The organism is Gordonia sp. JH63, from assembly GCF_009856645.1.
In the GTDB taxonomy this organism is placed as follows: Bacteria; Actinomycetota; Actinomycetes; order Mycobacteriales; family Mycobacteriaceae; genus Gordonia; species Gordonia hongkongensis.
In genome coordinates this window covers 5,164,020-5,175,911 of the sequence record NZ_CP047235.1, presented here as the reverse complement: position 1 = coordinate 5,175,911, position 11,892 = coordinate 5,164,020, and the positions used below count along the sequence as shown (strand labels likewise).

Sequence of the window (11,892 nt, the reverse complement as noted above, 5' to 3'; positions counted from 1 at the left end):
CAAAGGTGACGAACTGGGGACTTCGGTCGGAGCCAGGTCCTCGAAGATCTACCTCGACGGGAGGGGTGGCCGACGCTGTGAGTGAACGTAACAGAGGTCGGGGAGGGCCACAAAGCGATCGGGACGTTTGACTCGATTCTGCTGACAATCTTGCTTTCGTGGCCCAGAACACACTGGTCGCGAACGGTCCCGAAGAACGGACGTCGCCGTTTGATTTGGACGCCCGGTGTCAGTAGTCTCGACTGGTCATCCAGGTTGCGGATTTGCGCGGCGAACTTCCGTGTTCGCCGAGTCATCACCGACACCAGTTCGGCACCGTCCTGGATCAACAGACCAACGACAACATGTGGGTCATGCCCGGGTAACCGGCATGCCCACAGGGAGCACAAGGAGTCACCGTGGCCAAGGGCAAGCGTACTTTCCAGCCGAACAACCGTCGTCGCGCGCGCGTGCACGGATTCCGTCTGCGCATGCGGACCCGCGCCGGACGCGCGATCGTCAGCGGCCGTCGTTCCAAGGGCCGCGCGAAGCTCACCGCCTGATCGTCGGCTCTCACCGGGTCCCGCACGGGGGCCCGGTCAGCTGTTCGATGACTGCGCCCCTTCATCGGATCTCACGGGGATCCGACTTCTCTCGCACCCTCAAGTCCGGTGCGCGGGTGAACAGTCGTGACTTCGTCGTCCATCTCGCGATGGTCGGCCGTGAATGGCCCGACCCCCGCGGCCTTCGACGGGACGTGGCGATGTCCGGTGGTCCCTGGTTCGGTCTCGTGGTCAGCAAATCCGTCGGCAATGCGGTGACGCGCCATCTCGTCGCCCGCCGACTGCGCGCGGCATTCGCCGGCGCATCGCATCTGCTTCCCGCCGAGACCTATGTGGTCGTCCGTGCCCGCCGAAGCGCGGCCGAGCGATCCAGCGACGAGCTCGCCGACCAGCTCCGCGACGCCTTCACCAGTCGTCGTGTCCTGGCCCTGACCGAGGCCGTAGCGGCGTCGGCCGACGGAGCGGGACCGCGGTGATGAGCGGCACCACCGACACCACGCCATCGCCTGAGACCGAGGCGGATCCGACGACTCCGCACGCGGCCTCGAGTGGAACCGGCGCGCGCCTGTGGCGCGGACTCCGCCTCCTCCCCCGCCGCACCGTCATCTTCCTCATCGAGCTGTACCGCACCTGGGTGTCGCCGATGCGTCTGCCGTCCTGCCGGTTCGAACCCACCTGCTCTGGATATGCGGTCGAGGCACTGGACCGGCACGGCTTCCTCTACGGCTCGGTGCTGTCGGTCATCCGGCTCGCGAAGTGCGGGCCCTGGCACAAACCCGGTTACGACCCGGTTCCCGAACGCGGCTTCGGCGAACTGTGCCGCGACCTGTGGCGCTCGGCGACCGGCACACACCGACCTCGAAACCATCAGCACGCGTCCGGCGAGACGCGTGCTCTGTGAGTACAACAAGTGAGGGGTAACTGACCCGTGCTCGACTTCATCTATTACCCGGTCTCCGGGATCATGTGGGTCTGGCATTGGCTCTTCAGCCATGTCACACCGAACTCCCCCGGTGGCGACGGCATCGCCTGGGCCCTGTCGGTGGTGTTCCTCGTGTTCACCCTGCGTGCGATTCTCTACAAGCCCTTCGTGAAGCAGATCCGCACCACGAAGAAGATGCAGGAGATCAACCCGCAGCTCCAGGCGATCCGTAAGAAGTACGCCAAGGATCGGGTCAAGATGACCGAGGAGATGCAGAAGCTGCAGAAGGAGCACGGGTTCAACCCGATGCTCGGCTGCCTGCCGATGCTGCTCCAGATCCCGGTCTTCATCGGTCTGTTCCACGTGCTGCGCTCGTTCAACCGTATGGGCACCGGCATGGGTCAGCTCGGCATGAGTGCGGCAGAGACCCGGTCCCAGGGCAACTACGTGTTCAGCGCCGAACAAGTGCAGAACTTCCTCGACGCCCGCCTCTTCGGTGTCCCGCTGTCGTCCTACCTCGTCGAGCCGGCGACCGAGTTCCAGGCCTTCGTCGAGCCCGGCTCCCCCATCGACTTCACGCGCCCGCAGATCGCGTTCGTCGTCATCCCCATGATGATCGTCGCCTCCATCGCGACGCACCTGAACTCGCGTGCGTCGGTTGCCCGTCAGCCCGAGGCGGCGCTGGAGAATCCGCAGACCCGGATGATGAACAACCTCGCGCTGTACGTCTTCCCGATCGGCATCCTCGTGACCGGTCCGTTCTTCCCGGTCGCCATCCTCCTGTACTGGATGAGCAACAACATCTGGACCTACGGTCAGCAGCACATCGTCTTCGGGCACATCGCCAAGGAAGAGGAAGAGGCCAAGCTCCTCAAGCAGGAGAAGCTGAAGGCCAATGCGCCGAAGCCGGGCGCGCGACCCGACCGGAAGAAGAAGCCCGCCGCGACGAACACCAACGGCGCCGACTCGACGAACGTCTCCCTCTCGAAGGACGGATCGTCGGACAAGGCCGGGACCGACGGTGTCGACGCAGATGCATCGCCCGACGAGTCGACGACCGCCGCAGCGGACACCGGGGCGGGAGCCAAACCCAAGCCGGGTCAGAAGCCCACACGTCCCGGCGCCGGCGCCGCCCCGGGCAAGAAGCAGAACCACAACCGCGGAAGCCGTTCGACAGCCAAACGCGGAAACAAACGCGGTGGCAAACGATGACCGCCCCAGACTTGTTCGATGAAGCACAGAAGTTAGGTGAATGAGATGACAGCAGAGACTGCAACTCAAGCCGGTACGGACGCCGAGACCACGGCGGGACCCCAGACCGAGGACCAGGCCGATACGTCCTCGTCGGCCGTCGGCGACGACGGTGCGGTGGCGGAGAACGCCGTCACGGAAGCGGTGGATAGCGACGCCGACGAGGACGAAGCGGACGCGACCGACGTCGACGACGAGACCGATGACGACGACTCGGATGAGGACGAAGACGACGAAGACCGTCTGGTCGAAGAAGGCGAGATCGCCGGCGACTACCTCGAGCAGTTGCTCGACGTCCTCGACTTCGATGGCGACATCGACCTGGATGTGGATGGCGACCGAGCAGTCGTCAGCATCGATGGCGGCGACGACCTGACGAAGCTCGTCGGGCGCAAGGGCGAGGTCCTCGACGCGCTCCAGGAGCTGACTCGCCTTGCGGTCCAGCAGGCGACAGGTGAACGCAGCCGCCTGATGCTCGACATCGCCCGCTGGCGGGCTGATCGCCGCGATCGGCTGGCACGCCTCGGTCGTGAGGTCGCCGAGCGAGTCCTGTCGTCCGGCGAGCGCGAAGCGCTGGATCCGATGACCCCGTTCGAGCGGAAGATCGTGCACGACGCGGTCGCGGTCGTCGACGGCGTCGTCAGCGAGAGCGAGGGTGCAGAGCCGAAACGTCGCGTGGTGGTCCTCCCCTCGTAGCAAGTACTCCCCTCCCCCCACGGAGGTGAAGCAGGCCCCGACCGTCTCGGTCGGGGCCTGCTTCGTCTCCGGGTAGTGCTTGGTTGTGGGCCGCGATAGCGGGTGGCGTTTCGACGGCGTTGCGCGCTGTGGGCTACTTACACGGTTGTTGTTTCACGTGAAACACGAGCCTTGTCCGTGCAGGCGGCCAGCAGAACGGATGCGCGCCGTGGCGCTGTGTGCTCGATCGAGTCGACGGTCGGCGCCCCTTGCACCTTGGGTTGCGGTCGAACGTCCCGGGATGTCGCCGGCGGAATGTTTAACCGTCACCTTCGGATGCCTCGATCCCCCGCGCCCGGTGGCCGACTCAGTCGGCGACGTTGCTGCACATGGCGGTAGCGCCAACTCGCACCATGGACGTCCTCGTAGCGCGGTGGATGGCCACGTGTGCCGGACGCGACGAGAGAGCCCAAAGCCGTTCATTGCCCGGCCCGGGTCGAGGCCCGTTCGGTCGAGCGGCTGCCGAGTTGCAGTCTCGGCGGCCGCTGTGACGCCAGGGCAGTTCCGGGTGTTGGCAGCGCGGACCGCGGCAGTGACTCTCCGGCGCGTTGGCATACCCGCGCCACGCGTCGCCACTGGCCAACGACACCGCTCGCTGCTCGGTCCGGACGCAAACTGGTCGAATTGTCACGTGACGCTTCCTTCCGGGACCGGAGTGTCAATCGAAACGGTCGTCATCAGACCCTTCGAGGCTCGCTTCGCTCGCACCTCAGGGAGCTGGGTGGCGCAGGGCTCGCACGTCACTATCTTCAGCCTGGCGACTGTTGTGGACCATGGAAGAACACTCGTGAACATCCGAGTCCGTGCTCCCCTGGTCCGAATGAACGACCTGCTCCCTGAGGGCGTCCGGAGCTTGCGGAGGGCGCGTCTAGTTCCGCCCCTACGGAGTGTCCGGAGCTTGCGGAGGGCGCGGCAAACCTGCGCTCCTTGAGGAGGGCCCGGAGCTTGCGGAGGGCGCGTCGCCTCCCGTGCCCTGAGGAGCGTCCGGAGCTTGCGGAGGGCGCGTCACCCCCTGCTCCCTGAGGAGGCCGGAGCTTGCGGAGGCCGTCACGAAGGGTCTTCGCAACCCGGCCCACCAAGACCCTTCGTGACGCTCGCAAGCTCGCTCCTCAGGGAGCGGGTGGTGCCGCTCGCCAGGTCGCTCCTCAGGGAGCAGGTGGTGCCGCTCGCAAGCTCGCTCCTCGGGGAGAGGGAGGTGACGCTCGCAAGCTCGCTCCTCAGGGAGCGGGTGGTGCCGCTCGCCAGGTCGCTCCTCGGTATCTGCGGCCTGGCGGCCGTCGTGGGCTACGAGGGAACTACCGCTCCCTGAGGGGGCCGGAGCTTGCGGAGGCCGTCACGAAGGGTCCTGGCGAGATGCGTCGCGAATCTATCGAGGCTCGTCGACCTCGACCGCGCTTCTTCGTCGCTCGCTGGGCCTGGCGGCCTGTGCTTCTGGTACCCCAAGGGTCAGGGGTCTCGAGTATCGCTCGGACCAGGGAGCGGGAGGGGACGTAAGCGACGCAGATGTCGATCGCGGGTTCGACGGGACGTTGCGCTCAGTTCCGCCGGTTTGTCGTCGAATCACATCGATGTGTTTCACGTGAAACATCGCGCTAAGACCCGATGTGCACCGACCTGCCAGAGGGTTGGGTTTCACGTGAAACACTGTCTAGGTATCCCACTCGAACGGAGGCGAAGTGCCGTCTGACGCACAACCCGGGCACGAGCACGATCTTGATGCGTTGGCGGTTCCGCCAGACATCGCGACTGATGTCTTCGGTGAGCGGGTGGCGCTGGCGGTGGACTACTGGCGCATCCTCGCCACCGACGGGATCGACCACGGACTCATGGGTCCGCGAGAGGTCCCGCGACTGTGGGATCGTCACATCCTCAACTGCGGCGTCCTCGGCGAGCTCATCTCCGACGGATCGCGCGTGATCGACATCGGCAGCGGTGCCGGCCTCCCCGGCATCCCCCTAGCCATTGCACGCCCGGATCTCTCGATCACTCTCATCGAACCGCTACTCCGACGCAGCACCTTCTTGGACCGTGCTGCTGCCGCGCTCTCGTTGGACAACGTGATCGTGATCCGTGGGCGAGCCGAAGAGAAGGCGGTACGCGCCGTCGTCGAGCCCGCCGATGTGGTGACGTCGCGAGCCGTCGCGCCGCTCGAACGATTGGCGAAATGGTCCGCTCCCCTGGTCCGGCCCGGAGGCCAGATGATCGCGATCAAAGGGTCGTCAGCAGCCGAAGAGATCGAACGCGATCGGGCGGTGGTCGGGCGCTCTGGGATCACAGAACTGACGGTTCACACGTGCGGCGATCGCGTTCTCGAACCGCCGACGACCGTGATCGTGGGAACCAAGACCGAGCGGTCGCGCGGTGGCCGTTCCGGACGGCGCTGAGGAGGCGATCGGATTGGTGTGGAGTCCGCGAAGGGCGCAGAATAGGAAGCGTTCTGTCGGCACCCCCGAAGGTGCTGCAATGGACGCTTCCGCGACCGTAGGGTCGGCAGCTACAGCCGCCGGCGGTACGGACGCGAGTCCGTACGAGGTCGGTCAAAGGAGTCCACGCGTGGTCGATCAAGACCCGAATGTTTCACGTGAAACTGCGGCAGGGGGTCACCCCGGAGTTGACGGCCAGCCCTTCGCCGACACCCCAATCGCCATGGCCGCCGAGCGCGCGAGTCAGGTACTGACTCCCGGGGGTGCGGGGCAACTACCCAAACCGCCGCATACACGGATCATGACCGTCGCCAATCAGAAGGGCGGCGTCGGGAAGACCACGACGACCGTCAACCTTGCGGCGGGACTCGCGCTGCGCGGTCTTCGCGTTCTGGTTGTCGATCTCGACCCCCAGGGCAACGCCAGTACCGCGCTCGGCATCGATCATCGCGCAGAGGACATCGCATCGGTGTACGAGTTGTTGCTCGGTGAAGTGACCCTCGAGGAAGCGATCCAGGAGTCGCCCAGCCAGCGCGGCCTGTTCTGCGTGCCTGCGACTCTCGATCTGGCCGGCGCCGAGATCGAACTCGTGTCGCTGGTGGCCCGCGAGAATCGGTTGCGTAATGCGCTCGCCGACGATGTGCTTGCCAAGTACCAGATCGACTACGTGTTCATCGACTGTCCCCCATCACTGGGTCTGCTGACCGTCAACGCGATGGTGGCAGCCCGTGAGGTTCTCATCCCGATCCAGTGCGAGTATTACGCACTCGAGGGCGTCGGACAGCTGCTGCGCAATATCGAACTCGTACAGGCGCACCTCAACCGTGAGCTCCACGTCTCCACGATCGTGCTGACGATGTACGACGGCAGGACGAAACTGGCCGACCAGGTGGCCGAAGAAGTGCGGCGTCACTTCGGCGACAAGGTGCTGAGCACGATCATCCCGCGGAGCGTCAAGGTGTCCGAGGCCCCCGGCTACGGGATGACGATCATCGAGTATGACCCCGGCTCTCGCGGCGCAATGAGTTACCTCGATGCCGCACGCGAACTGGCGTTGCGGGCTGCCGAGGGGGCGCCGGCGTGATCCGGTATCGCCTCGGTTCACGTGACACGCCGACTCACGACCATCATCGCGAAAGGGAGCACCAATGAGTCAACGAGACGCCGCTCAGCGCCGGGGTGGACTCGGACGAGGGCTCGCGGCGCTGATTCCGACGGGGCCTGCCGACGACCAATCGGGCGCCCCGCGCCTCGGCAACGCCGCAGCGGATGTCGTCATCGGCAAGGGTCCGACGACAGCTGATGATGGCGTCAAGACCTCGTCGACTGCCGCTACGCAGGCGACCGGGACGCAACCTCTCAGCCCGGAAGAGGCGGGCGCGGTGTACCGCGAGTTGCCCCCGAAGGAGATCCAGCCGAATCCCAGTCAGCCCAGAACCGTCTTCGATGACGAGGCGATGGCGGAGCTCGTGCACTCGATTCGAGAGTTCGGGCTGATGCAGCCCATCGTGGTGCGCCGACTCAAGCAGCCCACCGCGGATGGGATCGCCTATCAGATCGTCATGGGTGAGCGCCGGTGGCGGGCAAGCCAGGAGGCAGGGCTCGAGGCCATCCCCGCGATCGTGCGGGAGACGCCTGACGGTGACATGCTGCGCGATGCGTTGTTGGAGAACATCCACCGTGCGCAGCTCAACCCACTCGAAGAAGCGGCGGCCTATCAGCAGCTGCTCGAGGAGTTCGGTGTGACGCACGAGGAGCTCGCCTCTCGCCTCGGCCGTTCTCGCCCGCTGATCAGCAACATGATCCGGTTGCTCAAACTCCCGATTCCGGTGCAACGCCGGGTCGCGGCGGGGGTGCTGTCGGCCGGCCATGCCCGCGCTCTCCTGTCCCTCGAGACCGGAAGCGACGCTCAGGAAGCTCTCGCGGCGCGGATCGTCGCCGAAGGGTTGTCGGTGCGGGCGACTGAAGAAGCTGTCACGCTCGCCAATCGTGGCGACGGTCCGGAAGCGAAATCTCCGTCGGCACCGAAACGCCGTCCGATGCAGATGCCAGGCCTCCAGGATCTCGCGGAGAGACTGTCCGACAGTCTGGACACCAGGGTTACAGTCAGTCTAGGGAAAAGAAAAGGCAAGATCGTGGTGGAGTTCGGCTCGGTCGACGACCTGGAACGCATTGTCCAGTTCATCGATCCGAAGAAGTGAATTTCGGCGCGGGATTTCCGGTACCACCTAGACGCGGAAGTAATGTCACAGTGACGATTGAGGTAGCCAGCGGGCGCTCATGCAGCGAAAGCTGTTGTTGCGCTGCTACATTCGGCATCCGTGGAACTCTCGACCGGGGCGCACCGACATGAGTGTGTCCGTCACTCGGTTGGAACTGGGATCCTTCGCGTCGCTCCCCCACCACACCCGCAATTGCGTCTTCTGGGAAGTCGAGCCCGTGGCGCAGACAAGCCGCGGCACGGTACCGGGCCCCGGCGATCTCGAACCCTACGAAAGCGAGTTCGACAAGGAGGCGTGGATCTCGGGTCTTCTCCTCGATTGGGGTGCGTGCGGGCAGGTCGCGATCGAGTCGAGCACGAACACTGTCATCGGTACAGCCTTCTACGCGCCGCCCAATCGTGTTCCGCGGTCGCAGCACTTCCCTACGTCGCCGGTCAGCCACGACGCCGTGCTGCTCACCAGCATCCGTACCGAGCCCGGCCACGACGAAGTCGCCACCATCCTGCTGGACGCGGTGCTGGGCGACCTGATCCGACGAGGCGTCCGGGCGGTCGAATCGTTCGGTCTGGTACGGAACGGGTCCGGCGCGGATCCCTTTGTGCTCGCCGGGAGCGCGGGTGGGGTGGCCGACGATCTCGAGCTCTGGTCGGATGAGGCGATCGTCGAAGTCGCGCGTGAGATTCTCGACGACCCACAGGGCGACCTCTGCACGAACTGTATGAATGACGCGTCGTTTCTGAAAGATTCCGGGTTCGACGTCGTGTCGTCGCACCAGAGGTTCCCGCGTTTCCGACTGGAGCTCGACGAAGGACTCGGCTGGAAGGTCGAGGTCGAGAGTGCGCTGCAGAAACTGGTGGTGATGGCCGAGATGGATCTGGCCGGTCGGCAGCGGACGGCGGTCCCGGTGGGAACCGGGCCGCAGCGGATCAGCGGGAGCTGTTCTCCGCGGCCAGCAGATCCGCGAAAGTATAAGTGCCCGTAGGACGATCGTCCTGATCGAGCAGGTACAGTCGCTTCACCGCCACCACGATGGCGTCGGCGATGACGTTGCGCCAATCCGAATCAGCAAGCACTGCAGCGTCGTTCGGGTTCGTGATGTAACCGACGTCGATGAGCGCCACGGGCATCCTGGTGAGCCGGAGGACATCCCAGGTGCGCTCGTGAGTCCGGCAGTCCGACAACGGCGTGCGTGCCGCGATCTCCCGCTGGATGAAGCCGGCAAGGTTGCGCCCGATCGTCGAGTACGAGTCGTTGTTGCCGAAGTAAAACGACGCGACACCATTGGCGCGCGCGTTCCGGTAATGGCCGCAGCGGAGCGAGATCATCAGGTCGGCGTCCATCAGATTCGCGACGCGAGCGCGCTCGTCGTCCCCGGGACGTCCCCGACCGTCATGCGACAGGAACGTCTGCATTCCGGCGGCCGCCATCCGGCCTTCGAGACGAGCACTGAGGTCCCACAGCAGTTCCGACTCGCGATCGGCGACCTCACCCGTCGACAGGGCATGGAGTCCACCGGAGCCGGGGTCGATGAGGATCCGCTTCCCGGACAGTTGCGGTCCGGAACGACGGACGTGCTCTTCTTCGCGGATCGCGTACGGCGAACCCCCGGTCACTCTCGTGCCGAGGCGCTCCAGCGAACGCAGGGTGGCCGGACCGCAGATGCCGTCGGAAGCGAGACCGTATTCACTCTGGTAAAGGCAGACTGCGTTATGAGTGGTCAGGCCGAAGATGCCGTCGACCAGCGACGTGAAGTAACCGAGGTTCTGCAGCCGGCTCTGCAGGGTGGCGACATCGTCGCCGACCATGGGCGCCGACAGCTGATACGAGAGCACTCGAGCGCCGAGTCGGTAGGACGCCTCGCGCAGGACGCGGTAGGTGGCCGGACCGACGATGCCGTCGACGATCAGGCCGCGCTCCTGTTGAAACGCACGGACGGCCCGGTCACACGCCTCGTCGAAGACGGCTTCGGGTGGATTCCACCCGTTCGCCGGCCCACCGTGTGTGGCGCTGGAGGATCCATCGTCGGGCAACAGACCACGTCCGACGAGGATGGCGCGGATCTCGGCCACCGCCGAGCCGTGATCACCAAGTCGGAACAATGGCATCTGGTCACCCCTCGTACGAATCGCGGCAGGTGCGGCTCTGCGCGATGTCCGATGTAGCCAAGTGGTACACCGGTGAAACGTCAGCCTGCATTCTCGCAGCTGGACTTCACTACACCAAACTGCACGGAGCCGAATCGGTGTGATCCCGCGTGCAGGGGTCTCCGGTCGAGACCACGGCCGACACTACCAACGCAAACAGTCCGCGGGTGGAACGGCAACGTCGTTCACCCGTCGGACTGTCGCGTCGATGTGCGGAGAATCGCAGGTCGTCAGGCCGACTGGCCGACGACCGAGTCGAGCTCACGAAGCAGGGCGGCCTTGCCCTTGGCGCCGACGATCGTCTTCACCGGCTGACCCTTGTCGAACAGGATCATCGTCGGGATGGACATGATCTGGAAGTCACGCGCGGTCGACGGGCTCTCGTCGACATCGAGCTTGGCGACCGTCAGCTTGTCGCCGTGGTCGCGAGCGATCTCCTCGAGAACCGGAGCGACCATGCGGCAGGGACCGCACCAGGTGGCCCAGAAGTCCACCAGAACCGGCTTGTCGGCGCCGAGAACGGCGTCCTTGAACGTGGTGTCGGTGACGGCAACGGTGTGTGCACCCATGATCTGATCTCCTTGGTCGGACCGGGCCGGGTGGCCCAGGTGGTAAGTGGTTGACGGTTCAGGCGGGTGCCTGAACAGCGTCGATCTCGGAAACGGAGGCCGCCTCGGCATCGTCCACGCTGAGGTCGGCTGCCTCACCCTGCTCGGCCAGCCAGCGCTCGGCGTCGATGGCCGCCGAACAACCACTGCCCGCGGCGGTGATGGCCTGTCGGTAGGTGTGGTCCACGAGGTCCCCGGCGGCGAACACGCCGGGAAGAGAAGTGAGGGTCGTACGTCCCTGAACCAGGACGTAACCCTCGGGATCCAGGTCGACCTGCCCGCGGACCAGCTCGCTGCGCGGATCGTGGCCGATCGCGACGAACATGCCGGTCACATCGAGGGTGCTGACCTCGCCGGTGCGCGTGTCCTCGACCTTCAGACCCGACACCGAACCGTCGCCGACCACGGACTGCACCGCGGCATTGGTGACGAAACGGATCTTGTCGTTGGCACGTGCGCGCTCGAGCATGATCTTCGACGCCCGGAACTCGTCACGACGGTGGACCAGCGTGACACTTCGCGCGAACTTGGTCAGGAACGTGGCCTCTTCCATCGCGGAGTCGCCGCCGCCGATGACGGCGATGTCCTGGTCCTTGAAGAAGAAACCGTCACAGGTGGCACAGGCAGACACACCGCGGCCGAGGAGCTGCTGCTCCCCCTCGATGCCGAGATAGCGCGCCGCCGCGCCCATGGCGAGGATGACGGCGCGGGCCCGGTAGATCTCCCCGCCGACCTCGACCTCCTTGATCCGGCCGGTCAGCCGAACGGTGTCCACGTCCTCCATGCGCAGGTCGGCGCCGAAGCGGATGGCCTGCTCGCGCATCTCGTCCATCAACGCCGGACCCTGGATACCGGTCTGGAAACCGGGGAAGTTCTCCACCTCGGTGGTCGTCATCAGGGCGCCACCGAACTGGGTGCCCTCGAAGACGATGGGAGATAGCTCGGCGCGCGCGGCGTAGATCGCTGCGGTGTACCCGGCAGGACCAGATCCGATGATGATCAACTCGTGGATCTGCTGGGTCTCTGGCTGGCTCACTTGTCCTCC

General features: G+C 65.5%; 13 protein-coding genes. 10 read left to right on the top strand and 3 right to left on the bottom strand.

Features of this window, described 5'->3' with window-relative positions; translation table 11 throughout:
• Window positions 1-398: 398 nt before the first annotated feature.
• The 10 genes from rpmH (at window position 399) to GR168_RS22870 (ending at window position 9,077) form a co-directional block, all read left to right on the top strand.
• The gene (gene rpmH, locus GR168_RS22915; protein WP_004020968.1) at window positions 399-542 is read left to right on the top strand and encodes a 50S ribosomal protein L34; all 144 of its coding nucleotides are present in this window, start codon (window positions 399-401) and stop codon (window positions 540-542) included.
• Between the two features lie 47 nt (window positions 543-589).
• Entirely contained in the window at window positions 590-1,018 is a 429-nt protein-coding gene (gene rnpA / locus GR168_RS22910) for a ribonuclease P protein component (protein WP_159371767.1), read from the top strand.
• Window positions 1,018-1,443, top strand: coding sequence for a membrane protein insertion efficiency factor YidD (gene yidD / locus GR168_RS22905; RefSeq protein ID WP_159371766.1), 426 nt, complete (start codon window positions 1,018-1,020; stop codon window positions 1,441-1,443). The genes rnpA and yidD overlap by 1 nt, the downstream gene beginning before the upstream one ends.
• A gap of 27 nt (window positions 1,444-1,470) precedes the next feature.
• Window positions 1,471-2,676 (top strand): membrane protein insertase YidC, encoded by a 1,206-nt coding sequence (yidC, locus tag GR168_RS22900; RefSeq protein WP_058252991.1) that lies wholly within the window; start codon window positions 1,471-1,473, stop codon window positions 2,674-2,676.
• A 45-nt stretch (window positions 2,677-2,721) separates the two neighbouring features.
• A complete protein-coding gene (locus GR168_RS22895) occupies window positions 2,722-3,411 on the top strand; it encodes a R3H domain-containing nucleic acid-binding protein (protein ID WP_159371765.1) in 690 nt (229 codons plus the stop codon).
• A gap of 1,126 nt (window positions 3,412-4,537) precedes the next feature.
• Entirely contained in the window at window positions 4,538-4,759 is a 222-nt protein-coding gene (locus GR168_RS22890; protein ID WP_159371764.1) for a hypothetical protein, read from the top strand.
• Between the two features lie 367 nt (window positions 4,760-5,126).
• Window positions 5,127-5,834 carry a 16S rRNA (guanine(527)-N(7))-methyltransferase RsmG gene (gene rsmG / locus GR168_RS22885; RefSeq protein WP_159371763.1) on the top strand — a complete coding sequence of 236 codons (708 nt, stop codon included), beginning with the start codon at window positions 5,127-5,129 and terminating at the stop codon, window positions 5,832-5,834.
• A 169-nt stretch (window positions 5,835-6,003) separates the two neighbouring features.
• Window positions 6,004-6,957 carry a ParA family protein gene (locus GR168_RS22880; RefSeq protein WP_065630845.1) on the top strand — a complete coding sequence of 318 codons (954 nt, stop codon included), beginning with the start codon at window positions 6,004-6,006 and terminating at the stop codon, window positions 6,955-6,957.
• 64 nt (window positions 6,958-7,021) lie between these two features.
• Entirely contained in the window at window positions 7,022-8,074 is a 1,053-nt protein-coding gene (locus GR168_RS22875; RefSeq protein ID WP_058252987.1) for a ParB/RepB/Spo0J family partition protein, read from the top strand.
• A 148-nt stretch (window positions 8,075-8,222) separates the two neighbouring features.
• Window positions 8,223-9,077 (top strand): hypothetical protein, encoded by an 855-nt coding sequence (locus GR168_RS22870; protein ID WP_159371762.1) that lies wholly within the window; start codon window positions 8,223-8,225, stop codon window positions 9,075-9,077.
• On the opposite strand, the gene GR168_RS22865 is transcribed toward GR168_RS22870, so the two are convergent.
• From GR168_RS22865 to trxB, 3 genes are all read right to left on the bottom strand, one after another.
• Window positions 9,022-10,200 carry an N-acetylmuramoyl-L-alanine amidase gene (locus GR168_RS22865; RefSeq protein WP_159371761.1) on the bottom strand — a complete coding sequence of 393 codons (1,179 nt, stop codon included), beginning with the start codon at window positions 10,198-10,200 and terminating at the stop codon, window positions 9,022-9,024. The two genes, GR168_RS22870 and GR168_RS22865, sit on opposite strands and share 56 nt — an antisense overlap.
• A gap of 269 nt (window positions 10,201-10,469) precedes the next feature.
• The gene (gene trxA / locus GR168_RS22860) at window positions 10,470-10,808 is read right to left on the bottom strand and encodes a thioredoxin (RefSeq protein ID WP_058252984.1); all 339 of its coding nucleotides are present in this window, start codon (window positions 10,806-10,808) and stop codon (window positions 10,470-10,472) included.
• A gap of 58 nt (window positions 10,809-10,866) precedes the next feature.
• The gene (trxB, locus tag GR168_RS22855; RefSeq protein WP_065630850.1) at window positions 10,867-11,883 is read right to left on the bottom strand and encodes a thioredoxin-disulfide reductase; all 1,017 of its coding nucleotides are present in this window, start codon (window positions 11,881-11,883) and stop codon (window positions 10,867-10,869) included.
• Window positions 11,884-11,892 lie beyond the last annotated feature (9 nt).